The following is a 26,805-nucleotide window of genomic DNA, read 5'->3' on the forward strand; positions in this document are numbered from 1 at the left end:
TAACTAGATGACAAGGGGAGTAAGATAATGACGACGTTAATCTTTGGGCACCAAAATCCTGATACAGATGCAGTAATTTCCGCAATGACTTTCGCAGAATACCAACGCCAACTCGGAAATACCGACGTTGAAGCGGTCGCTTTGGGTGAATTAAACGATGAAACTAAGTTCGCGCTTGATGCCTTAAAATTGGACACCCCACGCGTGGTCAACACGGTTGCCAATGAAACCGATACTGTGATGTTAGTGGATCACAATGAATTCCAACAAAGTGTCGCTGACATTAAAGATGTCACGATTGCGGCAGTGGTTGATCACCATCGGATTGCCAATTTCACGACGGCTGCGCCTTTGTTCTACCGGGCTGAACCAATCGGCAGTACAAACTCCGTCTTGTTCAACATGTTCAAGGAACGGGGCTTTGAAATCACGCCAACACTGGCTGGGATGATGGCTTCTGGGCTTATTTCTGACACCTTATTACTTAAATCACCGACGACAACAGATCGCGATCGCGAAATCTTTGCTGAACTCAAGCAAATTGCTGACATTGACCTGGAGGCCTTTGGCTTGAACATGCTCAAAGCCGGGACCAACTTGGCCGCAAAAACAGACAAAGAGCTCATTGACGGTGATGCAAAGAGCTTTGAGATGGCCGGCAAGTCAGTGCGGATCGGTCAAGTCAACACGGTTGATCTTGATGAAATCTATGCCCGCCAAGCTGAATTGACCCAGGCAATGACCGATGAAGCGAAGGCTGATGGTTACGATTTATTCCTGTTAGTTGCCACTGATATTCTGAACAGTAATTCAGTCGGTTTTGCCGTTGGTAGCGATCAAGACAAACTCGAAGCGGCTTTTAATCAGAAGTTTGACGGCAATCAACGTTTGAACCTACCTGGCGTTGTTTCCCGTAAGAAGCAAGTGGTCCCACAATTGACTGCTGCTTTTGAAGCTTAATCCAATTTTCGTCCCTGACGCTTTGCGCCGAGGGACGTTTTTTGTAGGGAAGAGAGGGTAGGGGCGGCTGGATGTTGACGAATACAGATTTAAATCACCGGTTTGCCGCTCAATTGATAGCAATCCCTCATCAGTCGCTGAATCGGGCATTTGTGGGCCCGAGTGACCATTTTGAGCAGTCGATTTTTGTTAAAGTCTTCGCATCGCAGGCAAAATGGCGCGCCGAAACGTCCATGACAGCACAGTTAACCGATTGGTTGTTGGACGCAGATGAGCAAACGTTACTGTTGGTGCGGCAAGATTTGCCATTTAGTGCCATTGGCGAAATGACCTCCGAGCTGGCGTTTGCGATGGGCCGAGTGTTTGACGGAATTAAAACCCCTGTACAACCGAGCAACCGGCAAGATTTTTCGGCTGGGGCTGAGATTGGGACTTGGTTTGCGGATCGGCAAGCCGAGATAACTGCTCAATTGGCAGCAATGCCATTAGTTGTCCGACATGGCGATGTGGGCCGGCGGAATTATGTCTTTTTACATGGCCAGTTAACGTTAATTGATTATGAACGGGCGCAGCTCGGCTGGGTACAACAGGATTGGATTAAGTTGTTTTATCAAGATTTTCACTCGGACGCCGATTTAATCCAAGCTTTTACTGATGGCTATGGGAAGATTTCGATGATGCCACAGCTAAGCTGGTATTATTGCGTGTACGGAACGGCCTTGGGCATTTTGGCCTATGTTCACAAAGTGCCTGACCCAGAGTTTTTGGCCGTTGGGCAACGCATGTTACACGATGTGAACGATTATATTCAACAAAGCGAGGACTAAAGATGACAATTGACGTTAAAAAGCTAGAAAAACAGTTTTACCAGCCTAAAACAACGCCCGAACTAATCGAAATTCCGGCCATGAATTTCATGGCAATTCGCGGTATGGGTGACCCCAATGCTAACAACGGTGCCTATCAAACCGCCGTACAGAAGCTTTATGCTGTAGCTTACACGCTGCGGATGAGCCAAAAAGCTGGGGTTGATTTGCCAGGATTTGAGCCATACGTGGTGCCACCACTTGAAGGCTTGTGGTGGCAAACTGGCAAACACGGCGTCGATTTAACATCAAAAGCCACATTTCAGTGGTGGTCGATGATTCGCTTACCAAAGTTTGTGAATTTGGCGATGCTGGATTGGGCCAAACAGAACGCGGCTGAGAAAAAGGCGCTGGATACGTCAGCAATTCAATGGTTGACCTATGATGAAGGTTTGGTGGTCCAAGCCATGCATCTTGGCCCATATGCGACTGAACCAGACACCGTGACGACTATGGCCGCGTTTATTGCTGACCACGAATTGCAAGTAGATTTTACCGAGCGGTATCACCATGAGATTTATTTGAGTGATCCACGCAAGACAGCCGCTGAGAAAATGAAAACAATCTTACGGCATCCAGTTAAACGGCTTTAATGACGATGTGCGTGGATGAGCCGATTTTTGGGCATCCTTTGAATAAGATTCCGATTTACGTTACTTCTAATAATATATATTATGTAAACTAGAAAATAGGTCGTTAAGCAGCGCTTGCACCCTATGGCTGCCTGGCTAACCTTTGTCGATCATTAGCGATGCTTTGCCTCAATCAAAAAAAACCTTACTGGTTTGAATCGCCAGTAAGTTTTTTTGTGTCGCACTGAGAAATACAGATTCGGACAACTAACGGTCTTTCGAAGTCAAAATGTGTCTGAGCGCGTTCTGACGCATCATGGCCGTAGAAAAGCTTGATAATAAGCGACAGCAGCCACACTTTGAGCCGATTGAATCTGGCCATTTTTGACGGCTTCAATAACTTCACCCAGTGGAACCAGTTTGCTGGTCACGAACTCATCTTTATCAAAGTCAGTGGTTGTCCGATTGGCCTCATCAATTTGAACAAGCACCAGTGAGACCACTTCGTCAGTCATGCCTTCGCTTGAGCGAATTGCGGTCATCACTTGTGGATTGCGACCAATAAACCCAGTTTCCTCACGCAATTCCCTTAATGCTGCTGTTGGCACATCTTCGCCAGCGTTGATAAGCCCGGCTGGTAAAGCATAGACTTCGTGGTTCACAGCCACGCGGTATTCCCGGTTAATAAGGACCTGGTGATCATCGGTTAACGCCAACATGGCAACTGCAGGTGCGTGGGTAATCAGGTCGCGGTGAACGGTCAGGCCGTCAGGTGTTTCAATCGTCATTTTTTTGACATCAAAAATTGGTCCGTGATACATGATAGCTGTGTTCAAGATTTTACCTAATTCGGCTTGTGATTTATCCATCATAGTATTGTGATTCCTTTCACATTTAGATTTACCCCATAAAAACACACCCAGTGTCAGCCACTGAGTGTTAGAGATTACTCTTTGCTATAATCTTCAGCCCACGCAATCGCGATGGCTTTTTCGCCTAAATGGGTGCCGATGACTGGCCCAAAATACGAAATATCAAATGTTACATCTGGAAATTTCTGTTCAAGCTCCGCCTTCCAGGCTTCTGCTGCAGGTAAATCATTCGCATGAATAACCATTGCCCGCACGGGATAATCGGCTTTATCTAATGCCAGACTGAATAACTCTTCCACTCGGGCATAGGCTTTCTTCAGGGACCGGACTTTTTCAAAGGCAACAATCTTATCTGATTCAGGGTCGAATGTCAGGATGGGCTTAATTTTTAGCATTCCGCCAATAAAGCCGGCGGCGTTGCTTAAGCGTCCACCGCGCACCAGGTTCTGAAGATCATTCACGATGAACAGTTCATCTTCAGTTGCCCGTAAAGCATCAAGTCGAGCCAGAATCGTGTCGAGATCTTCGCCATTTTGAGCCAATCGAGCTGCTTCGAGCACCAACCACCCCATCAGCATAACGGTGATTTTTGAATCATAGACAACCACGTGTGCAGGCTTAAAATCAGCGACTGCTGCTGTCAGGGTTTCGACAAAACTTGAAATCGTGCTTGCCAAGTGAATGCTGAGAATTGTATCGTAGCCTTCATTTGCCAGATTTTCGTAAAGTTTCAGCATTTCACCCAATGGTGGCTGCGAAGTGCTTGGGAAAGTTTTGGCGGTTTTTAATTTTTCATAGTATTCTTCAGTGGTAATATCTTTGCCTTCATCATAGACCGTCCCATCTAAGATGACAGGAATGGGTACGACCCGGATGTTGTTGTCGGCAACTTGCTCAGGACTCAGATACGCCGAGCTGTCGGTCACAATCGCGATTTTCATTCAAGGAGCACCTACTCTTTCTGGAATTAAACATGAATAACTATACCATGAAATGCGGGAACATGAACTAATTAGCGGTCAAAAATATCAAGGGTGGCTTCTCCGTCCGGTGTCACTGGATATTCGAGGCCAAGAATTTGCGCAAATGTCGGTCCTTCATCGACAAGATTAGCGCTAGGAATCGTGATGCCTTGTTTAATCCCAGGACCGGCATAGACGATAGTAGTCTTGTAATTCGGCTTGTTTGGATCAAAGCCATGGACGGCCCGATAGCGCTCAGGTTGGCCAATGTCGTCGGGATTGACGGTTTCAGTGACTGGCCCGTCAGCATTATCAATGAAATAATACCCGGCTTTGGCTTCCACCATCAAACTTGCCTGTGGATCAGCGCCGCGACCGATAAAGTCGTTTTGCTGGTGGATGGTTTCAATTCCAGGAATATCAGAAATTGCGTCAACCACTGTTTGACTGTCGATTGTGTCTCGCAAATAAATATAGGTTGACCCGTCCGCCGACTTGGCTAGAACTTGCCAATCAGGTTGAATGAGGCCGTCTGCTGTGGGTGTGAGCCACCCCTTTTCAGCGAAGCGGGCATTTAAGCGAATCATTGTGTTGACGTTGATTTGGTAATGGTCGCCCAGAATGGCGAAGACCGTATCGCCATAAACATGGGCATCTTTAGTGGCCTGAATGATCTTTGCGACCCGCAAATCATGCCGTTTCAAGGCGTCGTGGGCTTCGGTGGATTCAACGCCATAGCGATGCCGCATCGAGTCCATGTCAACCAGATGAATTAGGGTCAAGTCAGGCTGATGCTTCAAGATCGTATCGACAGCACTGGCAGTCACAAAATCGTCTAAGTAAGGCTGCTGAATACCTTGACGCAAATGGCCGTATTTACGATTCAAATTGAGCAGCCAAACAGGTGAACTGGCCCGCATGGAAACCAGAACTTGGTTGGTCCAAATTCGATTTGGAAAGATTTCAGCCATATTATAGGTAATTTTGGCCTTGGCAGTCACCGGCCAAAGGAAAGCAGCCGTTGTTAAGCCAGATTTTCGGGCCACATCATAGAGTGGCGTGGCCTGGATGTCTTTACGATACCAGAACCAATCTGGTGATAGGCGCTGGGGCTGAATTTTGGTGTTATTAACGATGCCGTGCCGCTTAGGATAGGTGCCTGTAATAATGCTGGTATGTGATGGATAGGTTAAGGTTGGATAAATGCCCGTAACATTCTCAACATGGGCGCCAGAATCGACGATTGCTTTGAGATTTGGCAGATGTGCCAGGTTGTCTGGTGTGAGATCGCTAGCGCCCATGGCATCTAGTGAAATCACGACTAATTTTTTTGTCATGATTTTGCCCCCTCATGACCTCCATTATACGCTATCCATAGCTTTGCGTCCGCCTTGAAAAACAGTTACAATGATTGCAGCTCTTCACAGAAAGTAGGTTCATTATGTCCTTTGATGGAATTTTTACCCACGCTATGGCCCAAGAACTGAACACGGCCATTGTTGGCGCTCGGGTACAGAAGATTCAGCAGCCTTATCCCAATGAAATTGTCTTAACCATGCGTAAAAACCGCAAGAATTTACCCGTCTTACTCTCGGCACATCCTCAGTACGCTCGGGTGCAAATTACCGATATCCCGTTTGCAAATCCCGACGTGCCGTCCAAGTTCACCATGACGCTGCGCAAATATTTGGCTGCGGCTAGTTTAGAACGGCTGGTCCAGGTCGATAACGACCGGGTTTTACATTTGGACTTTGCCACCCGAGATGAACTCGGCGACGCGCTGTCTTTGCGACTGGTCGTTGAAATTATGGGCCGCCACAGTAACATTACCCTGGTCAATCTCAATAATGGCAAAATTCTCGATTTAATTCGCCACGTGCCAGCAGACCAGAACCGCTACCGCTTGTTGATGCCTGGGGCAACTTATGTCAATCCACCTGCTCAGGATAAGCAAAATCCCTTTACGGCACCTGTGCCTGATGGCTCCGTTGCGGCCAGCGATTTGCAGCAGCAGTTTCAAGGTCTCGCCAAGGATTCCGCGACCGAGTTAGCGAATCGATTAGCGACTTCTGGCTCCGCTGGCTGGCATGCCTTCTTTGCGGCAGTCGATCAACCTGACGCAACCATTACTTCTGGCGATAGCGTGAGTTTTACCGCGGTGCCGTATCAAAGCCTCGCAGGCGAGCAACAACACTACCCCACACTCAGTGCCATGCTTGATGCGTTTTATGCGCAGAAAGCCGAACGCGATCGGGTCCAACAACAAGGGTATCAATTAATTCGCGTTCTAAAGAACGAAATTGATAAAGATAAGAAGAAGCAAGTGAAGTTAGATCAAACCCTCAAAGCGTCTGAAAAGGCCGACGACTATCGGATTAAAGGTGAAGTCTTAACCACCTATCTCAGTCAAGTGACTCGGGGAATGACAACCATCACCCTGCCAAATTTTTATGCTGATGAGGCGCCCCTGACGATTAGCTTGTCGAATCAGCTCTCTCCTTCGCAGAATGCCCAAAAATATTTCGCTAAGTACCAGAAGTTAAGAAATTCAGTGGCGTATGTGCACGAGCAAACGGCCAAGAATCAAGCCGAGCTGGATTATTTGGAAGGTATTGCCGCCCAAATTGAATTAGCCAATCCCAAGGATATTGAAGATATTCGCCTAGAACTGCAAGATGCCGGTTATCTCAAAAAGCAAAAGCAAGGCAAGAAACCAGCTAAACGCCCAAAGTTGGCGAAACCGGATCATTTCTTTGCTAGTGATGGCACCAGTATCTTTGTCGGGAAGAATAATCTTCAAAATGATCAGTTGACGCTTAAAACGGCCAAGAAGACCGATATTTGGTTGCATGCTAAAGACGTCCCCGGTTCCCATGTGATTATTGATAGTGCGGCGCCGAGCGACAAGACTTTGACTGAAGCGGCCATGCTGGCCGCTTATTTCTCGAAGAACCGCAACGGAGCCAATGTGCCGGTCGACTATATTGAAGTCAAAAAGATTCGTAAGCCTAATGGCGCCAAGCCTGGCTTTGTGGTGTACGAAGGACAGCAGACCATTAACGTGACGCCAGAATTGGCCGTCGTGGAGCGACTGCGTCATCAACCGACAATGTAATGTAACGCTAAAAAAGAAGCTGTGATAAAAGCCGCTTCGAGAATGAGGATTAACCAGGATTGAAGATAAAGCCCGAATTTAGGCTTTTGAAACAATCCCATAATGTGTTCAAATTCGCAACAACCTGTGACCGACTTGCTTTGCTGACTTGGCGTCCTCGCCAAGGGCAAAGCAAGTTGGGGCTCGATTGCAAAACGCAAGTGTTCACATTGCTTGTTAACCGGAATTCTCAGTCTTTTGGAACGCGATTAGTCTAGTTTGTTCGGAAATTCAAAAAGGGGTTGTGACAAAATTACATTTTGTCACAACCCTTTTTTATTTGCGCTTAATGATTCTCTTGGGGCCAATGATGGGGATCTTGACGCCAGCGTTGAAGCGAGGCTAATTGTTGGGCAGTGATTCGCCCCTGTTGTTCAGCGACTGCGATGAGACTTGAATAGTTGGTCAGGGTGACAAACGGGATACTTGCTTGATCGAAATTCTTGACGTTGTCTGGTAGTTCATACGTAAAGATGGCCGCGACCCCCAGGACCTCTGCGCCAGCTGTCTGAGCGGCACTGACGGCTTGGAGTACGGAACCGCCCGTGGAGAGTAAGTCGTCTATCAGGACGACTTTAGCACCGGCTTCAAGTGGGCCTTCGATTTGTTGGCCCTGACCGTGGTCTTTAGGTTTGCTGCGGACATAAATCATTGGTAAATTCAGCAATTGTGCCACCAGCGCAGCATGGGGAATACCGGCTGTGGCCACCCCACCAATGACTTCGACATCAGGATAGGCTGAAATGATTTGCTGAGCTAATCCGGCGGCAATTCGGCTGCGAACAGCGGGATAGCCGATTGTGACGCGATTATCAGTGTAAATGGGACTCTTAATCCCACTTGCCCATGTAAATGGTTCATCTGGCGAGAGGCTGACAGCTCCAATTTGAAGTAAATCGGTCGCGATTTGTTGAGCTAATGCAATCATGATTAATCCTCCCAGGCTGCTTTGATTGATTGATAGGCAGAAACGGCGTCTGGTGATTGAGTGATCGGGCGCCCGACGACAATGCTAGAACTCCCTAATGCTTTGGCTTGCTGTGGTGTCACAACCCGATGCTGGTCGTCAGATGCAGCATTGGCAGGTCGAATGCCCGGCGTGACAACGAGAAAATCAACTGGCGTGACTTCCCGTATCGCTTGGACTTCTTGTGCCGAAGCAACCACCCCGTCAGCGCCGGCTTGGTGCGCCAGTTGAGCTAATTGGCGCACTGAGGCTAAGACGGTGCCGGGAATCCGTATGTCTTGATTGAGCATCGCTTGGGACGTTGAAGTCAGTTGTGTGATTGCCAACAATTTTGGCGCTAGTACGCCTGCACTTTTAGCCCCAGCTAGGAGCCCTCTTTTGGCCGCAGCCATCATTTCTGGGCCACCTAGAGCATGCACGGTGGTGAGCTGCACACCGAGGCGACCGATTTGGCGGGCAGCTTGTTCCACAGTGTGCGGAATGTCGTGCAGTTTTAAATCAAGAAAAATCTCAGTCTGTGGTCGTTTTTGGATTGCGGCAATGACCTGAGGCCCTTCGCCGTAAAATAACTCCATACCGACTTTCACGCTCAACGGCGTGTCGGGAAATTGATTTAAAAAGTCGACAGTCTTGGCTGCAGTTGCAAAATCAAGCGCGATAATTGGCCGCATGATGGTCCTCCGTTATTTCTTGATATTCTGCCAAAATATTAGGAATGGCTTGTTGCCGATAGTAGTTGGCAGACCCGATGGCAACGGCAGTGGCGCCGGCCGCTTGCATTTCTAATACATCGGCGCCACTGCTCACCCCACCCATGCCAATAATTGGTAAATCGACAGCCTGATGAACCTGATAAACCATGTGTAAGGCTAGCGGTAATAAAGCCGGACCAGAAATCCCACCAGTGCCTCGAGTGATGACTGGTTGGCCAGTCTTGGCGTCAAAGCGCATCCCCACAAGGGTATTAATCAGGGCAATCGCACTAGCGCCCCCTGCTGCGACGGCCTGAGCAATCACCGTAATGTCAGTCACATTTGGGGTGAGTTTGACGTACACGGGTACCAAACTCGCCTGGACAACAGCGGCGGTCACTGCCTGAGCAATTGCGGGATCAACCCCGAAACTCAACCCGCCGCGATCGACATTGGGACAGGAAATGTTGAGTTCCAGCGCAGCCACATTGGGCGCCTGACTGAGTTGGGTCGCGACTGCCACGTATTCTGCAGTCGTTTCGCCTGCAATACTAGCAATAATGGGTAAATCTGGGTAATGACTGGCGAGCCATGGTAATTCATGAGCTAAAACATGTGCCACGCCAGGGTTTTTCAATCCGACCGCATTTAAGGTGCTGCTTGGGCCTTCCGCATAAATGGTGCCTTGATTACCCACTCTAGGGTCAAAGGTCGTTGATTTAGTGACTAGGGCTCCCAAAGTGTTTAAGTCATACTGGTTGGCGTACCCTTGGCCGAAACCAAAAGTTCCGCTAGCGGGCATGAGTGGACTCTTCATGGTGATACCAGGCAATTCAGTTCTCACGATTAGACCTCCATCCAAAGGTTACAAAGGTTGTGTTGTGAAAGCACGAGATTCCAAAACTTTAAGAATTGCATCGGCAGTATCTAGACTGGTCATGAGTGGCACGCCGTGGGCAATTGCAGCCTGGCGAATCATGAAGCCGTCGCTAGCAGTACTCTGATCAGGCGTCATCGTATTAATCACCAGATTCAGTTTTTGATCAGCGATTGCATCAAGGATAGCGGTTTGATTGTGCCCTTCACCAAGTTTACTGATTGAGGCAACATTGATGCCAGCAGCACTAAAGGCTTCGGCCGTCCCAGTGGTCGCCACAATTCGGTAGCCGACCTCACGGAAACGCTGAGCCAAGGCGATTGCTTCGGGTTTATCCGCATCTGCAATAGTGAATAAGGCCGTACCATAGGCTGGTAAATGCGTGTGTGCAGCCTCAAAGGCTTTATACAAGGCCTTCGCTAAGGTGGTATCGCTCCCCATGACTTCACCAGTCGATTTCATTTCTGGCCCCAAAACGCTGTCTACTTGATTGAGTTTCGAGAAGCTAAAGACTGGTGCTTTGACATGCACGCCAGAGGCAACGGGCAAGAGGCCGGTTGTATAGCCAGTATCAGCTAATTTTGCCCCCAAAATCGCTTGTGTGGCCACTTGAGCCATTGGGACCCCGGTCACTTTACTCAGAAATGGCACTGTGCGACTGGCCCGTGGATTGACTTCAATGACATACACTTGCTCGTGATTAATGATGAATTGGATGTTCATCATCCCCACACAGTTGAGCGCGTGTGCGAGCTGGATGGTATATGTTGTGATTTGATCAATAATGGCTTGGCTAAAGTCCTGTGGCGGATAAACAGCCATCGAATCACCACTGTGGACGCCCGCCCGTTCAATATGTTGCATGATACCGGGTAGGACGACAGTTTCGCCATCTGAAATAGCATCAACTTCACACTCGGTCCCAACAAGATATTGATCAATCAGCACAGGATGATCATGAGACACAGAAACAGCCCGATCAATGTAATTGGCTAACTCCGCTTCACTATTAACGATTTCCATCGCCCGCCCACCGAGAACGTAACTGGGCCGGACTAAAACGGGATAGCCCAGATCATTAGCGATGGCAATCGCGTCGGCCTTGTTCGTCGCCGTTTCGCCCTTTGGTTGCGGAATGCCCAAGTCTTTAATGACTTGATCGAACAAGTCCCGATCCTCAGCGCGGTCGAGATCTTCGACCTGCGTTCCGAGGATTTTGATGCCCCGCTTTGCCAACGGTTCGGCCAAGTTTATGGCTGTTTGACCCCCAAATTGGACAATAACCCCAATTGGTTGTTCCAGATCGATCACGTTGAGCACATCTTCTAGCGTTAGGGGTTCGAAGTAAAGCTTATCGGAAATTGAAAAGTCGGTGGAAACTGTCTCAGGATTGCTATTCATGATAATCGCTTCAAAGCCCGCCTTTTGAATGGCTTTAACCGAATGCACCGTGGCGTAATCAAATTCCACCCCTTGGCCAATCCGAATGGGACCGGAACCGATGACCAGCACGCTTGGTCGATTAGAACGCGTGCTTTCGTTGTCTGTTTCATAGGTACTATAGAAATAGGGCGTGGTGGACTCGAACTCCCCGGCACACGTGTCAACCATCTTGTAGGTTGGCACGATATTGACTTCTTTACGCATCCCCCGCACCTGATCGGCTGTAATTTCCCAAGCCTCGGCAATGCGACTGTCAGGGAAACCGTATTGCTTGATCATGCGCAGCGCGTCCAGATCCCCTTTTTCAGTCGCCAATTGCCGTTCAAGTTCTACGATATGCAAAACCTTGTCCAAGAAAAATGGATTGATATGCGCCATTTCAGTGACCTCCGGTAGGGAATAGTCCCGCCGGAAGGCTTCAGCGATGTAAAAGAGCCGTTCATCGTTCGGCACGATGATATGATCGGTCAACACGTCGTCACTGACATCACGCAGTGCAGGGCGATCAAGATAATCGACGCCCACTTCCAATGACCGGACTGCCTTGAGCAAGGCTTCTTCGACCGTCCGCCCCATCGCCATCACTTCGCCAGTGGCTTTCATCTGGGTGCCCAGAGTGCGGTCACCGTGTTCAAACTTATCAAATGGGAACCGTGGAATTTTGGCGACGACATAATCCAACATTGGTTCAAATTCAGCAAAAGTCTTATCTGTAATCGGATTCTTGATTTCATCTAAGGTCAAGCCCACCGCGATTTTAGCCGCCATCTTGGCAATTGGGTAGCCAGTGGCCTTGGAGGCCAAAGCGCTAGACCGTGACACCCGCGGGTTCACTTCAATCACGTAATAGTTGAATGAGTTGGGATCGAGGGCTAATTGCACATTGCAGCCGCCTTCAATCTTCAAGGCGCGGATGATTTTGAGTGCAGCATCACGTAACATTTGGACTTCAGTATCGGTTAAGGTTTGCACCGGTGCAAAGACAATGGAATCGCCCGTATGTACCCCCACAGGATCGAAGTTTTCCATATTGCAGACAACAATCGCATTGTCGTGGGCATCGCGCATCACTTCAAATTCAATTTCTTTGAAGCCAGCAATAGACCGTTCAACCAGAACTTGACTGACAGGAGATAAATCCAGGCCATTTTCAGTAATAGCTTCTAGTTCGGCGCTGGTTTTAGCAATCCCACCACCGGTGCCACCCATGGTGAAGGCAGGCCGAATAATTACGGGGTAACCAATTTGTTCAGCAAAGGCAGCTGCTTCTTCAAAGCTATGCGCAATGGTAGATTCAGGAATCGGTTCATCCAGATGATTCATCAGATTCTTGAAGAGTTCCCGGTCTTCAGCTTGATCAATTGCTGATAACTTGGTCCCGAGCAACTCGATGCCGAGTTCCTCTAGAATTCCAGTGTTGGAAAGTTCCATTGCCAAGTTGAGCCCAATCTGACCACCAATCGTTGGCAGAATGGCATCGGGCAATTCCCGGCGCAGAATCTGGCTGAGGAATTCCTTGGTGAGCGGTTCAATATAGACCTGGTCAGCGATTTCTTTATCGGTCATAATCGTGGCTGGATTAGAGTTCACCAGCACAACTTCATAACCTTCTTCTTTGAGTGCCAGACAAGCTTGAGTGCCAGAATAATCGAATTCAGCCGCTTGACCAATCACAATCGGGCCAGATCCGATGACCAGAATTTTATGAATATCGGTACGCTTGGGCATGGTTTCCTCCTTGTGTCTGACGATCGTTAAAGGCATCCATCATTTCCATGAATTCGTCAAACAGATGGGCCGCGTCATGAGGACCAGGGGCTGCATCTGGATGGAATTGAACGGAGAACGCGGGATATAAACGATGGCGCAAGCCTTCAACCGTGTGATCATTAATCTCTTCGTGGGTAATCAATAAGTTATCATGGTTGACGGATTCAGGGTCAACCGCGTACCCGTGATTCTGGCTCGTGAAATCAATTCGACCGGTTGCGATTTCCCGCACGGGATGATTAAACCCGCGATGGCCGAATTTCATTTTGAAAGTGTCAGCGCCATTGGCCAGCGCAAAAAGTTGGTGGCCTAAGCAGATACCAAATAATGGGATCTTTCCTTGAATGCCTTGAATCATCTCAAGGGTTTCTGAAACATCTTTGGGATCGCCAGGCCCGTTAGATAACATCACCCCATCAGGATGAAGATCAAGAATCTCTTGGGCTGTCGTGGTGTAAGGCATCACGGTGATATTACATTGCCTTTCTCCTAGTTCCCGCAAGATACTGTGCTTGAGCCCGTAGTCAATCACAACCACGTTGCGGCCGTTGGCGGGCGCTGGATAAGGCTGACTGGTTGAAACTTGTTGGACTTGATTCTTTGGCAGCACCAGGGCTTTGAGTTGGTCAAAAGCGTGGTCATCAGCCGCGTCGACAATGCTGGCTTTCATCGTGCCTTGTGATCGAATGATCTTGGTCAGGGCTCGGGTATCGATTCCAGAGATGCCTGGAATCCCCTTGCGCTTTAAGAACTCATCCAGACTCATTTGCGCCCGCCAATTGCCAGTGACTCGGGCGACTTCGCGGACGACAACACCCTTAGTCGTTGGGTTAATACTTTCGTAATCGTCTCGGTTGACGCCAGCATTACCAATGAGCGGATATGTAAAGGCAATGATTTGACCGTTGTAACTTTGATCGGTGATGGTTTCTTGATAACCACTCATCCCCGTATTAAAGACGATTTCTCCGGTGGTAATCGTTGGTGCGCCAAACCCTTCCCCAGCAAAAATATGCCCGTCTTCTAAAATTAAATACCGTTTCATCCCTCATTCTCCTTTGTGGTAGGCAATGTGTCCGCCCACGATGGTTGCAAGTGTGGTCCCATAAACGGTTTCGCCAATGAAAGGACTGTTGTGTCCCTTTGAAAACCAGGTTGCGGGATCAATCGGATAAGGCTGGTTGGTTTCCATAATGGTTAAATCAGCCGGTTCACCCACTGCTAGCTGCCCGCCGCTTAAACCAAATGCGGTTGCAGGATTACGACTCATCACTTGGACAAGTTGGGCAAAAGGCATGACGCCGGATTTCACCAAATGCGTGTATAACAAGCTAAAGGCAGTTTCTAGACCCACAATGCCAAATGCGGCAGTGCTGAACGAGCCCGTCTTTTGAGCGGCAGTGTGCGGCGCGTGGTCAGTGGCAACCATGTCGATGGTGCCATCAAGCAAACCTGCCAAGACTGCCGCTCGGTCGTCTGGTGAGCGCAATGGTGGATTCATTTTGTAATTAGGATTATCGCCAGGAATCATGGTGTCATCAAGCAAAAGATGATGCGGGCTGACTTCTGCGGTCACACGGATGCCGGCCGCTTTGGCCCAACGAATGAGATCGACACTCGCTTTAGTCGAGACATGGCACGCATGGTAGTGAACCCCAGTTGCCTGGGCCAGCTGCAAATCGCGGGCCAATTGGCTGGACTCACTGACAGTTGGGATGCCAGGCAAATGTAATTTGTCCGCGATGGGTCCAGCATTGATTACACCACCATTGACTAAACTTTCATCTTCAATGTGGGCGGCGATTGGCGCATCGATGGCTTGGGCCGCGCTCATGGCTGCCAACATGGTGGCGGCGGATTGTACCCCCTTGCCGTCATTAGAGAAGCCCAGGACACCAGCTTTTTTCAGAGCGACCATGTCGACGACAGTGTCGCTCGTGAGTCCAGTGGTCATTGCGGCAAACTGGTGAATGCGCACGTGGCCGTCTTGTTGGTTTTTAGCCAGCAGGCTTTCTGTTGTCGCCAGCGTCTCTGGCACAGGATTAAGGTTGGGCATGGCGACGACTTGGGTGAACCCACCATGCGCAGCTGCCACACTCCCCGTGGCAATTGTTTCTTTGTCCGTGAACCCGGGCTCGCGAAAATGCACGTGTACATCAATCAGGCCCGGTAAAGCCCAAGCCCCGTTTGCTTCAATAATTGTATCAGCGGAGGTGTCAGGAATCGTTGGCGCCATTTGAGTGACCACGCCGTCAGCAATTCGAATGTCCTGTCGGCATTCTTTGCCCAGTACCCGTGCTTGTTTAATCAATACTGTCATGGGCTCCCTACTTTCTTTAGAAGTGATTGGCGTCAATTACTGCCTCTAACATGGCCATCCGCATGAAGACACCGTTATGCATCTGGGTAAAAATGCGTGACTGTGGTGATTCAACTAATTCAGACGCCAGTTCCACGTCGCGATTAACTGGTGCGGGATGCATGATGATGGCCTGCGGTTGAAGCTGCTTAGCCCGTTCAAGTGTCACCCCATAGGTTTGGTGGTAGTCCGTGGCAGTGAACGCTGCTCGCGTTGTGGCATCAAGCCGCTCGAGTTGAACCCGGAGTAACATCAACACGTCCACTTGTGGCATCAGGTCATCAATTTCGACATAGGGCCCAGCTTGAGCAAAATCCTCTGTATACCACGCTCGCGGCCCAGAAAACATGACCGTGGCGCCAAGTTGTTTCAGAAGCGTCATGTCAGAGCGCGCGACTCGGGAATGGGCTAAGTCGCCAACAATGCCGACTTTTAGGCCAGTAAAATGACCAAAGTGTTCATGAATGGTCATGAGGTCAAGCATCATTTGTGAAGGATGTTGGCCAGCACCATCGCCAGCATTAAGGATGGCCGTGCTGCTGGCGTCCAATAATGGTCGGTAGTAATCGGATTGGGGATGGCGGATCACCGCCAGATTCACCCCGATGGCACTGAGCGTTTTAATTGTGTCACTGAGCGTTTCACCCTTGCTGACGGAACTATGGGTTGGGTCGAAACTAATGACGGAAAGACCAAGTTTACTCTCGGCCATTTCAAAACTGGTGTGAGTGCGGGTGCTATTTTCAAAGAAAAGATTACTGACATAAATTGGGTTGGCGAATTGACGACTTTCGCCGTGTTTAAACGCTTCTGCCCGTTCAATTAACGTCAGAGCATCTGTTGGGGTCACTTGGTCTGCGCTGACGAAGTGCTTAAAGGTCAACACTGTCATCCCCTTCATTGGCAGCTTTCTTTGGCAAGATGAAGTTCAACGCAATCCCAATGACCGTGGCTAAGGCAATCCCGGAGAAGTTGTGGCCAGCAAATTGTAAGCTGGCGTTCCCGATACCAATCACCAGAATTGTTGAAGCAATCATCAGGTTACGTTTTTGGTCAAAATCAATCTTGTTATCAATGAGAACGCGCAGCCCATTTGAGGCAATCACCCCAAAGAGCAAGAAGCTAATCCCACCGATGACGGGACTTGGAATGGTGTGAATCAAAGCGCTCAGTTTACCGACAAAGGCGAAGATGATGGCGAAGAACGCTGCCCCACCCAAAACATAAACCGAATGCACCTTCGTCATCGCGAGCACCCCAATATTCTCACCATAACTGGTAATTGGTGGCCCGCCGACGAACCCAGCAATAATTGATGCGGTCCCATCCCCGGCTAAGGTGTGGTTAAGGCCAGGGTCTTTGAAGAAGTTCCGGTTGGTCAATTTGTCTAAGACCATGATATGGCCCATGTGTTCAGTCATCGTGACAAAAGCAATGGGAGCCATGGATAAGATGGCACCCCAGTAGATACCAGGCTTGTAGGTCAAGAACGGGATTTGGAAGTGTGGCAATTCAAACCAATTGGCAGCCATCACTGGGGCAAAATCCACAATGCCAAACAGCATCGCCACAATGTACCCGGTCACAATCCCCAGTAAAATCGGCAAGAGACTGATAAAGTTCTTCAAGTACATGTTATAGATAATTGTTGCGGCCAAGGTAATCATCGCCACTGCGAAGTAGCGCAAATCATACACGCTTGTGGTGGCACTAACGGTCCGCATGGTCGCATCTGTCGCGGCTGTCCCAGCAAGGCTTAAGCCAATGACCATCACAATTGGGCCAACGACAATCGGAGGTAATGCTTTGTCAATCCACGCTGAGCCCGCAAAGTTTACAATCAGGGCAACAATCAGGTACACGACCCCAACCGCGATGGTTCCCTGAGCGATTGCGGGGTAGCCCGCGCCCTTCATCAAGGCTTGCATGACGGTGATAAATGAGAAGCTCGAGCCCATGTACGCAGGAATTTTGCCGCGAGTAATCAAGATATACATTAAGGTGCCGACCCCACTGGAGAACAGGGCGATCGCTGGATCCAAACCGACTAAGATTGGCACTAACACGGTTGAGCCAAACATGGCGAATAAGTGCTGAATGGATAAGCCGACCCATTGGCCGAACTTAGGCTTGTCACCGATGTCGAGCACGGCTGCATCGTTATGATATGGTTGTTGTTTGTCTGTCATCTTAGTCCTCCAATTGCATAATCGCGATACCGTCTTGGCCGTCAATTTCTTCAACCTGTACCTGAATTTGTTCGTGTAGTGAAGTTGGGATGTTCTTCCCCACAAAATCTGGCCGAATTGGTAATTCTCGGTGACCCCGATCAACGAGCACGGCCAGGGAGATTTTTTGTGGACGCCCAAGGTCCATCAACGCATCAAGTGCTGCCCGAATGGTTCGGCCTGTGAACAAGACGTCATCGACTAAAATGACATGTTTGCTGGTAATATCAACCGGAATGTCATTGCCAGATACGCTTGGCTCACTGAGATGGTCCGCCTTATGGACGTCATCACGATATAGCTTGATGTCTAAGGCCCCGACCGGAACTTGAATACCTTCTAGTTGTTGCAAGCGCGTGGCAATGCGCTGGGCTAAATAAATCCCGCGGGTCTTAATGCCAACCAGCACAAGGTCATCTAATCGCTTGTTTTGCTCAATAATTTCATATGTAATGCGCGTGAGTGCCCGTTTCATGGTCACGTCGTCGACAACTTGTTTCTTAGCCATGGTGGTCATCCTTTCTGAGTTCAGCATACAAAAAAAGCCCTCTAGCCAGATTGGTTAGAGGGCGCGGATTGACACTTTGCGAAAAATTACCTACCGCGGTAGGTCCGATTGCCTTCTAAGCCTCTCTGGACTTAATTAAAGGAACTTATTTGATTGGTTTAACCTTACCGAAGATTATGGGTCGTGTCAATGCCACGACGCAGTTTTTCTAGGGTGGCTTCAAAAATCGGTGGCAGTGGCGCTTCAAAAATCATTAATTTACCCGTGGTGGGATGCACGAACCCGAGCTTGGCGGCATGGAGAAACTGGCCTTCACCAATTAGGGTTTTTTTCGGGCCATAGACGGGATCCCCGGCAATTGGGTGATGAATATAGGCCATGTGAACTCGAATCTGGTGCGTGCGCCCGGTTTCGAGAATGCATTTAACCAAGGTAAACCGTTCAAACCGTTCAATTACTTCATAGTTGGTAACAGCATGGCGGCCACCGACAACGACGGCCTGTTTCTTACGATTTTTGGGATCGCGAGCTAAAGGAGCATCAATTCGGCCGTGATCTTCATTAAACGTCCCGTGCACCAGCGCTAAATACTCTCGAATAGAGGACTTGGCTTTCAACTGAGCCGATAGACTTGCTTGGGCGGTATCGGTCTTTGCAACCATCAACAACCCACTGGTGTCCTTATCAATTCGATGGACGATCCCAGGCCGAATGACATCGTTAATTGCTGCCAGTTGACTGTGGTATAACAAGCCATTAACCAAGGTGCCCTGCGCATGCCCCGGAGCCGGATGAACAACCATGCCTTGCGGTTTATTGACCACAATGACTTGATCGTCTTCATAGACAATATCGAGCGGAATATCTTCAGGAATGGCGTCAAGCGGTTCTGGTTCTGGTGGAGTCACGCTGATTCTATCCCCTACCTGGACTTGATAGTTTGGTTTGACTTGCTGTTGATTGACCAAAATCGCCCCACTCTTAATCCAATTTTGGGCTTGGCTACGTGAAATCGCTGAATCGAGCTGACTGGCCACCTTATCGATGCGGCCATTTTGATCGGTTATTGTGTATTCCGTGAGTGTTCGCCCTTTCCATCAAAGAATAAAACATAAATTAAAACGAAAATGACCCCAAAGGTTAGCGCCATATCGGCAACGTTGAAAATGGCAAAATTAACAAAGTCTAGTTGGAACATATCAGTCACGTATTGAAACCGCAGTCGATCAATGAAATTGCCAATCGTACCGGCAAAAATCAAGACCAATCCAAACCGGTACCACTGACTCTTGCGACTGTCTTTCCATAAGAACGCCACAACCGCCAAAGCAACAATGGTCACAATGTAAAAGAACCATTGCTTCCCTTCAAGCATGGAGTAAGCCGCACCAGAGTTTTGAATGTGAGTCAGACTTAGCACATGTGGAATAAAAACTTGGCTTTCATTTAATGGGATATTGGCGACAACCCACGCTTTCACTAGTTGATCCGCAGCAATGATAGCTAGGGCGATCAGAGTATAAATAATCACGATTCATCCGCTTTAGGCCAATGCCTAAAGACTTCCTTTCATCAAGTTAGAATAGTCCGGAAATTTTGCCCGTTGCATCGACGTCCATGTCTAAGGCGGCTGGGTGCTTAGGTAACCCTGGCATGGTCAGCACATTCCCAGTCATGACCACAAGGAAACCAGCCCCTAACTTAGGGATGACATCACGCACATGGACCGTAAAGCCGGTTGGAGCGCCCAAAGCTTTGGCATCATCAGACAACGAATACTGCGTCTTGGCAATGCAGACTGGTAAATGATCCCAGCGATTATCAGCAATCAATTTCAGTGATTGAAGCGCCTTTGCATCGTAAGCCACGTCGGCGCCACCATAAATTTTCCGCACGATGGTCGCAATTTTACTTTCGGCACTGGCATCGGCTGCCATTAATGGTGTGAAGTGACTGGGCTCGTTCAGACTCGCTAAGACGGCATCGGCGAGGTCTAAACCACCAGCACCCCCATCGGCCCAGACTGTGGCCGTCACAGCAGTCACCTTCAATTTGGCACACGCCTCAATCAAGAACTGTAACTCGGCATCGGTATCACTGGTGAACCGATTCAGGGCAACCACAACTGGCACGCCATATTGTTGCATGTTCTGAATGTGGCGCTTCAAATTGGCAAAGCCTTTAGCTAGCGCGTCAAGATTCTCAGTTTGTAGTTCATTCAGCGCACTGCCACCATTGTATTTCAAGGCGCGGGCCGTCGCGACAATGACGATGCTGTCAGGCGTTTTGCCAAGAACTGGCGTTTTGATGTCGAGGAATTTCTCTCCCCCAAGGTCGGCGCCAAATCCTGCCTCGGTAATCGCGATGTCGCCCAGTTGCAGGGCGGTCCGGGTGGCAAGCACGGAATTGCACCCATGGGCAATATTGGCAAATGGGCCACCGTGAATGAAAGCAGGGGTGTGTTCGAGCGTTTGCACCAAGTTCGGCTTAATCGCGTCTCGCAACAACATGGTGATAGCTCCCGTGACTTCCAAGTCGGCGACGGTGACGGGTTGTTTGTCATAAGTATAGCCAACCACAATTCGGCTGATCCGGATTTTTAAGTCAGCCAGGTCTTCAGCTAAACACAAGACGGCCATTAATTCGCTGGCCACTGTGATATCAAAGCCAGTTTCTCGGGGTACACCTGACAACGGCCCGCCTAAACCAATCACAGTATTGCGCAGCGCCCGATCGTTAATATCTAACGCGCGTTTCCAAAGAATACGTCTGGGATCGAGGTTCAACGCGTTACCTTGTTGCAGGTGGTTATCAATCAGGGCAGCCAGGGTGTCCACTGCTGAAGTGAGGGCATGCATGTCCCCGGTGAAATGAAGATTAATATCCTCCATTGGTACGACCTGGGCGTAACCACCACCAGTGGCGCCGCCTTTCATCCCCATGACAGGCCCTAAACTAGGTTCTCGAAGCGCGATAATGGCGTTTTGCCCGCGTTGGCGCAAGGCGTCCCCAAGGCCAACGGTGACGGTAGATTTCCCCTCCCCGGCCGGCGTGGGATTAATCGACGTCACGAGAACCAATTTACCAAAGGGACGATCTTTGAGTCGGTTGAGCGCCTCAAAACTGATTTTGGCTTTGCTTTTGCCGTATTGTTCTAAGTCATCTGCTGCCAGCCCCATGGTGGCCGCAATTTCAGTGATTGGCTTCATTTGATTGGCTTCATTTGCTTGTGCAATTTCAATATCAGACATGCTTAATTTCCTCCTTTTTTAGCGAGACCCGTTGTTCTAACTCAGCTACAATCGCTTGATACCGCCAGAACGCTGTAAAACTAACCGGGCCATAGGGACTGGTTTCAAGGGTGATTTGGTGATGTTGGACTGAAAAGTTTTCAATACTTTGATAAGTGATTGTTAAGGTATTGCTCGGTAAGAATTTATGTAAGGTCAGGCCGTTGGCATCAAAAGTTAAGCGATAGCGCCACTTTTGGCTGATTGCAATCACAAGCGTTACAATAAGAACGATTAACGCTAACCAGGAGAAGCTTAAAACCTCTTCTTGAATGATAATTGCCAGACTGATGCCTGTGATGATACTACCCCAGAAGATGCAAAAGGCATACCAACTTGGCTGATACGCAAAGCGTTTACTCATTTCAACACATCCTTAGGAGAAATTATGCTTAAACTATACACAGATGCAGCAACAAAAGGCAACCCGGGGTTCAGTGGTGCCGGCGTGCTAATCGTCAATCAGGGCCAGCAAATTCAGCAGCATTACCCACTGGGGGTGATGTCTAATCACGAGGCCGAATTTGAAGCCGCCATTTTAGGATTTAGTTATTTGATCGACAAGCAGTTAACCACCGACCTCGTGAGTTATACCAGTGATTCAAAATTGGTCATCGATGCCTTAGACAAGCGCTATGCCAAACATTACCCAGATCTAATTCAGCGCTTGTTAGCTGTAGTTGACCAAGTCCCGAACGTCATTTGGCAGTGGCAAGCTGACGCGAATCATCATGGGGCTCATTCATTAGCACAACAAGGCTTGGCTGAATCACTTGCCAGCTTGAACCAATAAAATAATCCCAGTATCTGAAAAACAGATACTGGGATTATTTTACCCTAAATGGGGTTTAAATTACTTTAAAACCTTAAACTGTTGATTGCGATCCATATAGTCCTTCTCGCCGGCTGGTCCTTCGATAGAACCAAATGGCATTTGGGCCCGGAGCATCCAGTTGCTTGGCAAGTCAAAAGCGTCAGCGACTAATTCATCAATAATTGGGTTGTAGTGCTGCAAGCTAGCACCAATTTTATTGTTGGCCAAGCTGACCCAAACATTGTTCTGGGCAATCCCCTGACCTTGTTCCGCCCAGGTGGCGAAATTATCAGCATACAGTGGGAAGTCATTTTCTAATTGGTGGACAACAGCCATATCAGTCAGGTACAAGATGGTCCCGTAACCTGCCTTGAAACTATTAATCTTCCGCAGCGTGTTTTCATAAGCAGCTTCAGTTGGCACTTCGCTCTTTAAACGCTTAGCCACGATGTCCCATAATTGGTCGTGCTTGTCACCAAATAAGAAGACAGCCCGGACGGTTTGGGAATTAAAAGCTGTTGGGGATGCTTGAATCGCATCTTCAGCTAGCTTGACGATGGCGTCATCGTCGACGGTCAGATTTTTGCCGGGGGCATAAATGGAGCGCCGTTGGTTGAGCAAGTCTAAGAGTTCATTGTTCAAGATAAATTCCACCTTTTCAGAAATTTGGTACTCAAACAATATATCAACTAACTTTTAATAAGTAAAGCCCCAAAACCGGTGAAAATCGTGACACTGACTTATTCATTCGGTAGAATAAGGCGAGGAGATAAAACATGTCAACAATATTCTGGGTCATTCTAGTGCTATTAATTGTTAACACGGTGGGTGCAATTTTCACCGTGCTGCGCGAAGTGCGCGATATCTCAACCACCTGGGCCTGGCTGCTCGTGCTGATTCTGCTGCCGGTGATTGGGTTTGGCATCTATTTGTTTGCCGGCCGAGGGTTGTCAGCCAAGAAGATTCGCTTAATTCAAGGCCAATATAGCGACGGGATTGGTAATTTCCTTGGGCTGCAAAAACGTGAAAACGCCAGGAATCATTTACTGCCAGAGGCCGATTTGGGTGCGACAAGCAAGGAAATGATTAACCTCTTTTTAAATAGTGATCAGGCCCCTGTCTTGAGCCATAACCAAGTGCATATCTATACCGACGGTGAACAGAAATTTGCGGCTCTTTTCCGCGATATTGATGCGGCTAAAGCCTACATCTACATTGAGTACTACACCATCTACAATGATAAGTTGGGTAATGAATTGCAGCGTCACTTGATGCAAAAAGCCAAAGAAGGCGTTGAAATCAAGGTACTCTACGATGCTTGGGGCTCGCTTGGAGCGACAACCAAGTGGTGGAAGCAGTTGACCGATTTGGGCGCACAGGTTGAAACCTATTTCAGCTCACGGCACTTGTTCACCGACTTTCGACTTAATTATCGCGACCATCGAAAGGTTGTGGTTATCGATGATGCGATTAGTTACATGGGCGGGTTTAATGTCGGCGATCAATATGTGTCCCGGGACCCTAAATTTGGGTACTGGCGCGATACGCATCTGCGGATCATTGGGGACACAGTCCAGGCATTGAAGATTCGGTTTATCATGGATTGGAACGCAACGGTTGCCACGCAACGCCAACTCCCCTACCATGTGGCCTTGCCTGAACAGCGGACGAGCTGGGCCCACGAAACGCCAGTCCAAGTGGTGGCATCCGGTCCAGACAGCACCAAGCAGCAGATTAAGATGGGTTACGCCAAGATGATTGCCAGTGCAACCGAGTCAATCTGGATCCAATCCCCGTATTTGGTGCCAGATGATACGGTGTTTGATGCGTTGGTCTCGGCCGCTTTGGCCGGAATTGACGTTCGCGTCATGATTCCAGATATGCCAGATCATCCCTTCATTTATCGGGCCACCCAATACTATGCGAATGCCCTGACTAGAGCTGGTGTCAAAGTGTATCATTACCAAAATGGGTTCCTGCATGCTAAGACCGTCATTGTCGACGGCAAAATTGCATCAGTGGGTTCGGCTAATTTCGATATTCGCAGTTTTAAACTGAATTTTGAAATCGTGGCCTTCATGTATGATCGAAAAATTGCACAGCAACTTCAAGCAATTTATACCAGTGATTTGGCCCATTCCTACCTGTTAACTGATGAAATGATTCGAAAGCAATCACGCTGGCTAACGTTTAAGCAGCAGTTTTCCCGCCTACTGTCGCCAATTTTGTGACAACTTAGAAAAAAGAAGTTGTGACAAAAGGGGCTATGAGAATGAGGATTAACAGGGATTAAGATCAATCCCGAACTTAGGATTTGAATCAATCCTATAACGTGTTCAAACTCGCAACAACCTACGCCAAACTTTTTGGAACACGATTAATCAATCAGGTCCGTAAAAAAATAGGCTGTGACACCCCCCGAAGGGTTATGTCACAGCCTCTTTTTGACTTATTTTTGCCAGTTATCGAAATCTTTTTGATGTCGATCGAGATAATGTAAAGCCTCAGTCATCAGGGCATCGATTTCTCCCTCAAGTTCTGCGCCTGAAAGGCCATACTCATCGATTAAATAACCCGACGCCACCGCTTTATACTCACGCTGGGCGATGCCATTGTCATTAAGCAAGGCATCAAGGCCCGCAATTCCAGAGGCCGTAGCGGCCACAACTTGTTGCGCAACATCTGTGCCCGCAGGCAAGTGGCTTGCGGCATTCATCATCAAAGAGTCATTCATATCAATAATGGCTTGGGTATCTTTGTTCCGATCGTGCTTCATTTCAATCACCTCATATTTAGTATACGATGTTTGCTTGCATTTGGCGTACTTTTTTGGCTGCTTCGGCTTGTAAAAAGGCGTGCATCCGCGACCAACTGGCAAAACTTTCGCTATCAACATAATAATATGGGGCGTGAATCGCTGGGTCTGGGAAGACGACTTGGGCATGATCGGTGGTAATAATCAACTCAGGACTCTGGGTCCAATTGACCAAGCGCAGGTAACGAACGTGGCTTAAGTTGACCGTCAACTGATCCACCGAGCGTTGCGTCAGGTGCGGGTCAAAGGCCACCCGTAAGCGCAACGCCTCATTAAGCTGCGGCAAGTGTGGCCACAGCAATTGGAAGAAAGCCGCTGTGAGTGTGTCTTTGACGGCAGGTGTTAGCTCAAAATCGAAATGTGCCGTTTCAAAAAAGTTAGTTAATGCTTGGCGGAGGCGCGGAATTGGGGTGTTTAGTGGGTCGTCGTCTAATCCCCACTCATCAAACGGTAATTTATGATTTAAAACCATGGCGGCCACAATCACCACCAGCAAATTTCCCATTAGCGGTAAATGATTTAACACAACACTATTCTGATCGAAGCGCCGGCTGAGGTAGCCATCCAGGGCTTCAACTAGCTGCCAAGCCTTGCTTTGATGGCGGACATGGTAGCCGACAAAAGCTGCTAGACTCGTCTGATCATCGACGTGGAAACTTGGTCGCATCCAATTGACCAGATAAACAAATCTTTGAGCGTCAAGCGCAATGCTGGTGGTATCGAGCGCGACGTCTGGCCATGGCACAAATGCCGACCAATCAAGGCCCTTTAACGGGTGCCCCTGCCGATGTTGCGCAATGGCCAAACTGAGCGCTAAATGGGCCGCAGTTGCCGAAGGAAGCTGTTCTTGCAGCTGGTTGATCCATTCAACCTGCTGTTCTTCATTAGGGATAAGTCCCGGCAAAGTCGTCCCCCCGGCTAGAATGTGCCAAAACAGCTGGTCATAAAACAACCGAATGACAACTTCGTCGCCCTTAAACCGCACTGGGTTCAACGCGACCGTGACCCCCAGCGGCCGCAAAAATTCTTGTAATGGCCGTAATCGCCGATACAAGGTTGCCCGACTCATTTGTAAGGCATTCAGAAATTGTGGCTCGTACCAGTCACTATGCAATAAAGTAATCAAAGCAAATTGGGTCGTTGTTGCCTGCCCCAATAGGAAACTCGCATAAACAGCCACGTCTACAGTCAGCGCCTGATAATTGATCATCGTGTTCTTTAACAATAACGCTGGATGGGTGGCATCGATTTGTTGGAGATCCGCTTGCACCGCCTGAAGGCGCATTAATGCAGTGCGTCGATTGAGTCCCGTGACCGCCGCTAATTGCGTGACGGTGACTGGTTTAACTTCGTTCATGAGTTGCCGATATAAATTTAAGCGTTCCTGGGCGGATTCACTTAGCATTACTGTGGTAATCTCCATAATTTTCCCCTCCCCCAGGGTAAAATAACAGCGCACACAATTTAATTGCATCCTTATTATAGTTGAAAGCGCTCAAATTTAAAATCACGATTGCAGAATATTTATTGGCAAAGTGAAACTGTCTCAGCTATACTAGATTTATGCCTCAAACCAAGTGAACACCACATATTGTGACGCCACACAATATGTGGTGTTTTTGATTGACTAAGGGTACATGATACGGTATGCTAATC

Annotated in this window: 25 protein-coding genes; 6 read left to right on the forward strand and 19 right to left on the reverse strand. The window is 48.6% G+C overall.

Features of this window, described 5'->3' with window-relative positions; all coding sequences use genetic code 11:
- The first annotated feature begins 27 nt into the window (after positions 1–27).
- From FC34_RS01730 to FC34_RS01740, 3 genes are all read left to right on the forward strand, one after another.
- Positions 28–960, forward strand: coding sequence for a manganese-dependent inorganic pyrophosphatase (locus tag FC34_RS01730; protein ID WP_057893659.1), 933 nt, complete (start codon positions 28–30; stop codon positions 958–960).
- Between the two features lie 71 nt (positions 961–1,031).
- Complete coding sequence (locus FC34_RS01735; RefSeq protein WP_057893660.1) at positions 1,032–1,787, forward strand: phosphotransferase; 756 nt, start codon at positions 1,032–1,034, stop codon at positions 1,785–1,787.
- Between the two features lie 2 nt (positions 1,788–1,789).
- Complete coding sequence (locus FC34_RS01740) at positions 1,790–2,419, forward strand: GyrI-like domain-containing protein (RefSeq protein WP_057893661.1); 630 nt, start codon at positions 1,790–1,792, stop codon at positions 2,417–2,419.
- A 293-nt stretch (positions 2,420–2,712) separates the two neighbouring features.
- On the opposite strand, the gene FC34_RS01745 is transcribed toward FC34_RS01740, so the two are convergent.
- The 3 genes from FC34_RS01745 to FC34_RS01755 all read right to left on the reverse strand — a co-directional run bounded on the left by FC34_RS01745 (position 2,713) and on the right by FC34_RS01755 (position 5,569).
- Complete coding sequence (locus FC34_RS01745) at positions 2,713–3,270, reverse strand: NUDIX hydrolase (RefSeq protein ID WP_057893662.1); 558 nt, start codon at positions 3,268–3,270, stop codon at positions 2,713–2,715.
- Between the two features lie 74 nt (positions 3,271–3,344).
- Complete coding sequence (locus FC34_RS01750; RefSeq protein WP_057893663.1) at positions 3,345–4,211, reverse strand: DegV family protein; 867 nt, start codon at positions 4,209–4,211, stop codon at positions 3,345–3,347.
- A 71-nt stretch (positions 4,212–4,282) separates the two neighbouring features.
- Positions 4,283–5,569, reverse strand: coding sequence for an alkaline phosphatase family protein (locus tag FC34_RS01755; RefSeq protein ID WP_057893664.1), 1,287 nt, complete (start codon positions 5,567–5,569; stop codon positions 4,283–4,285).
- A gap of 104 nt (positions 5,570–5,673) precedes the next feature.
- On the opposite strand from FC34_RS01755, the gene FC34_RS01760 reads away from it, so the two are divergent.
- A complete protein-coding gene (locus tag FC34_RS01760; RefSeq protein WP_057893665.1) occupies positions 5,674–7,347 on the forward strand; it encodes an NFACT RNA binding domain-containing protein in 1,674 nt (557 codons plus the stop codon).
- Between the two features lie 325 nt (positions 7,348–7,672).
- Here the strand turns inward: FC34_RS01760 and pyrE are convergent, their stop codons facing one another.
- From pyrE to FC34_RS01825, 13 genes are all read right to left on the reverse strand, one after another.
- Positions 7,673–8,314: an orotate phosphoribosyltransferase gene (gene pyrE, locus FC34_RS01765; protein WP_057893666.1), complete on the reverse strand. Its 642-nt coding sequence runs from the start codon at positions 8,312–8,314 to the stop codon at positions 7,673–7,675.
- 2 nt (positions 8,315–8,316) lie between these two features.
- The gene (gene pyrF / locus FC34_RS01770) at positions 8,317–9,024 is read right to left on the reverse strand and encodes an orotidine-5'-phosphate decarboxylase (protein ID WP_057893667.1); all 708 of its coding nucleotides are present in this window, start codon (positions 9,022–9,024) and stop codon (positions 8,317–8,319) included.
- Positions 9,002–9,889 (reverse strand): dihydroorotate dehydrogenase, encoded by an 888-nt coding sequence (locus FC34_RS01775; protein ID WP_083479200.1) that lies wholly within the window; start codon positions 9,887–9,889, stop codon positions 9,002–9,004. The genes pyrF and FC34_RS01775 overlap by 23 nt, the downstream gene beginning before the upstream one ends.
- A gap of 21 nt (positions 9,890–9,910) precedes the next feature.
- On the reverse strand, positions 9,911–13,093 hold the full coding sequence (gene carB / locus FC34_RS01780) for a carbamoyl-phosphate synthase large subunit (RefSeq protein WP_057893668.1): 3,183 nt from the start codon (positions 13,091–13,093) through the stop codon (positions 9,911–9,913).
- Positions 13,068–14,180, reverse strand: a complete 1,113-nt coding sequence (locus FC34_RS01785; RefSeq protein WP_057893669.1) for a carbamoyl phosphate synthase small subunit — start codon at positions 14,178–14,180, stop codon at positions 13,068–13,070. Before FC34_RS01785 ends, carB begins: the two co-directional genes overlap by 26 nt.
- A gap of 3 nt (positions 14,181–14,183) precedes the next feature.
- Positions 14,184–15,455 carry a dihydroorotase gene (locus FC34_RS01790; RefSeq protein WP_057893670.1) on the reverse strand — a complete coding sequence of 424 codons (1,272 nt, stop codon included), beginning with the start codon at positions 15,453–15,455 and terminating at the stop codon, positions 14,184–14,186.
- 16 nt (positions 15,456–15,471) lie between these two features.
- Positions 15,472–16,401: an aspartate carbamoyltransferase catalytic subunit gene (locus FC34_RS01795; protein ID WP_420805037.1), complete on the reverse strand. Its 930-nt coding sequence runs from the start codon at positions 16,399–16,401 to the stop codon at positions 15,472–15,474.
- Positions 16,367–17,683: a solute carrier family 23 protein gene (locus tag FC34_RS01800; RefSeq protein ID WP_057893671.1), complete on the reverse strand. Its 1,317-nt coding sequence runs from the start codon at positions 17,681–17,683 to the stop codon at positions 16,367–16,369. Before FC34_RS01800 ends, FC34_RS01795 begins: the two co-directional genes overlap by 35 nt.
- Before the next feature lies 1 nt (position 17,684).
- Complete coding sequence (pyrR, locus tag FC34_RS01805; protein WP_057893672.1) at positions 17,685–18,230, reverse strand: bifunctional pyr operon transcriptional regulator/uracil phosphoribosyltransferase PyrR; 546 nt, start codon at positions 18,228–18,230, stop codon at positions 17,685–17,687.
- Between the two features lie 164 nt (positions 18,231–18,394).
- Complete coding sequence (locus FC34_RS01810) at positions 18,395–19,297, reverse strand: RluA family pseudouridine synthase (RefSeq protein WP_057893673.1); 903 nt, start codon at positions 19,295–19,297, stop codon at positions 18,395–18,397.
- Positions 19,294–19,761, reverse strand: coding sequence for a signal peptidase II (gene lspA / locus FC34_RS01815; protein ID WP_057893674.1), 468 nt, complete (start codon positions 19,759–19,761; stop codon positions 19,294–19,296). The genes FC34_RS01810 and lspA overlap by 4 nt, the downstream gene beginning before the upstream one ends.
- A 46-nt stretch (positions 19,762–19,807) precedes the next feature.
- Positions 19,808–21,481, reverse strand: coding sequence for a formate--tetrahydrofolate ligase (locus FC34_RS01820; RefSeq protein WP_057893675.1), 1,674 nt, complete (start codon positions 21,479–21,481; stop codon positions 19,808–19,810).
- On the reverse strand, positions 21,474–21,884 hold the full coding sequence (locus tag FC34_RS01825) for an EbsA family protein (RefSeq protein ID WP_057893676.1): 411 nt from the start codon (positions 21,882–21,884) through the stop codon (positions 21,474–21,476). The genes FC34_RS01820 and FC34_RS01825 overlap by 8 nt, the downstream gene beginning before the upstream one ends.
- A 24-nt stretch (positions 21,885–21,908) precedes the next feature.
- On the opposite strand from FC34_RS01825, the gene FC34_RS01830 reads away from it, so the two are divergent.
- Positions 21,909–22,313 (forward strand): ribonuclease HI family protein, encoded by a 405-nt coding sequence (locus FC34_RS01830; RefSeq protein ID WP_057893677.1) that lies wholly within the window; start codon positions 21,909–21,911, stop codon positions 22,311–22,313.
- Between the two features lie 60 nt (positions 22,314–22,373).
- On the opposite strand, the gene FC34_RS01835 is transcribed toward FC34_RS01830, so the two are convergent.
- On the reverse strand, positions 22,374–22,976 hold the full coding sequence (locus FC34_RS01835) for a nitroreductase family protein (protein WP_057893678.1): 603 nt from the start codon (positions 22,974–22,976) through the stop codon (positions 22,374–22,376).
- Positions 22,977–23,110: 134 nt separating this feature from the next.
- Here FC34_RS01835 and cls point away from each other — a divergent pair, with 134 nt between their 5' ends.
- Positions 23,111–24,565 carry a cardiolipin synthase gene (cls, locus tag FC34_RS01840; RefSeq protein ID WP_057893679.1) on the forward strand — a complete coding sequence of 485 codons (1,455 nt, stop codon included), beginning with the start codon at positions 23,111–23,113 and terminating at the stop codon, positions 24,563–24,565.
- Between the two features lie 218 nt (positions 24,566–24,783).
- Here the strand turns inward: cls and FC34_RS01845 are convergent, their stop codons facing one another.
- Both FC34_RS01845 and FC34_RS01850 read right to left on the reverse strand, forming a co-directional pair.
- The gene (locus FC34_RS01845; protein ID WP_057893680.1) at positions 24,784–25,110 is read right to left on the reverse strand and encodes a hypothetical protein; all 327 of its coding nucleotides are present in this window, start codon (positions 25,108–25,110) and stop codon (positions 24,784–24,786) included.
- A gap of 16 nt (positions 25,111–25,126) precedes the next feature.
- Positions 25,127–26,572 (reverse strand): helix-turn-helix domain-containing protein, encoded by a 1,446-nt coding sequence (locus FC34_RS01850; RefSeq protein WP_057893681.1) that lies wholly within the window; start codon positions 26,570–26,572, stop codon positions 25,127–25,129.
- Between the last annotated feature and the right edge of the window lie 233 nt (positions 26,573–26,805).

Source organism: Lacticaseibacillus brantae DSM 23927 (assembly GCF_001436115.1).
GTDB lineage: Bacteria > Bacillota > Bacilli > Lactobacillales > Lactobacillaceae > Lacticaseibacillus > Lacticaseibacillus brantae.

What these genes read in the sequence shown, in the direction of transcription:
- FC34_RS01820 (WP_057893675.1), bottom strand. Translation starts at nt 21,481, where the DNA reads ATGTCTGATATTGAAATTGCACAAGCAAATGAAGCCAATCAAATGAAG.
- FC34_RS01825 (WP_057893676.1), bottom strand. Translation starts at nt 21,884, where the DNA reads ATGAGTAAACGCTTTGCGTATCAGCCAAGTTGGTATGCCTTTTGCATC.
- FC34_RS01735 (WP_057893660.1), top strand. Translation starts at nt 1,032, where the DNA reads ATGTTGACGAATACAGATTTAAATCACCGGTTTGCCGCTCAATTGATA.
- FC34_RS01760 (WP_057893665.1), top strand. Translation starts at nt 5,674, where the DNA reads ATGTCCTTTGATGGAATTTTTACCCACGCTATGGCCCAAGAACTGAAC.
- FC34_RS01850 (WP_057893681.1), bottom strand. Translation starts at nt 26,572, where the DNA reads ATGGAGATTACCACAGTAATGCTAAGTGAATCCGCCCAGGAACGCTTA.
- FC34_RS01790 (WP_057893670.1), bottom strand. Translation starts at nt 15,455, where the DNA reads ATGACAGTATTGATTAAACAAGCACGGGTACTGGGCAAAGAATGCCGA.
- FC34_RS01785 (WP_057893669.1), bottom strand. Translation starts at nt 14,180, where the DNA reads ATGAAACGGTATTTAATTTTAGAAGACGGGCATATTTTTGCTGGGGAA.
- FC34_RS01730 (WP_057893659.1), top strand. Translation starts at nt 28, where the DNA reads ATGACGACGTTAATCTTTGGGCACCAAAATCCTGATACAGATGCAGTA.
- carB (WP_057893668.1), bottom strand. Translation starts at nt 13,093, where the DNA reads ATGCCCAAGCGTACCGATATTCATAAAATTCTGGTCATCGGATCTGGC.
- cls (WP_057893679.1), top strand. Translation starts at nt 23,111, where the DNA reads ATGTCAACAATATTCTGGGTCATTCTAGTGCTATTAATTGTTAACACG.
- FC34_RS01755 (WP_057893664.1), bottom strand. Translation starts at nt 5,569, where the DNA reads ATGACAAAAAAATTAGTCGTGATTTCACTAGATGCCATGGGCGCTAGC.
- FC34_RS01750 (WP_057893663.1), bottom strand. Translation starts at nt 4,211, where the DNA reads ATGAAAATCGCGATTGTGACCGACAGCTCGGCGTATCTGAGTCCTGAG.
- FC34_RS01745 (WP_057893662.1), bottom strand. Translation starts at nt 3,270, where the DNA reads ATGATGGATAAATCACAAGCCGAATTAGGTAAAATCTTGAACACAGCT.
- pyrR (WP_057893672.1), bottom strand. Translation starts at nt 18,230, where the DNA reads ATGGCTAAGAAACAAGTTGTCGACGACGTGACCATGAAACGGGCACTC.
- pyrF (WP_057893667.1), bottom strand. Translation starts at nt 9,024, where the DNA reads ATGCGGCCAATTATCGCGCTTGATTTTGCAACTGCAGCCAAGACTGTC.
- pyrE (WP_057893666.1), bottom strand. Translation starts at nt 8,314, where the DNA reads ATGATTGCATTAGCTCAACAAATCGCGACCGATTTACTTCAAATTGGA.
- FC34_RS01830 (WP_057893677.1), top strand. Translation starts at nt 21,909, where the DNA reads ATGCTTAAACTATACACAGATGCAGCAACAAAAGGCAACCCGGGGTTC.
- FC34_RS01740 (WP_057893661.1), top strand. Translation starts at nt 1,790, where the DNA reads ATGACAATTGACGTTAAAAAGCTAGAAAAACAGTTTTACCAGCCTAAA.
- FC34_RS01800 (WP_057893671.1), bottom strand. Translation starts at nt 17,683, where the DNA reads ATGACAGACAAACAACAACCATATCATAACGATGCAGCCGTGCTCGAC.
- FC34_RS01845 (WP_057893680.1), bottom strand. Translation starts at nt 25,110, where the DNA reads ATGAAGCACGATCGGAACAAAGATACCCAAGCCATTATTGATATGAAT.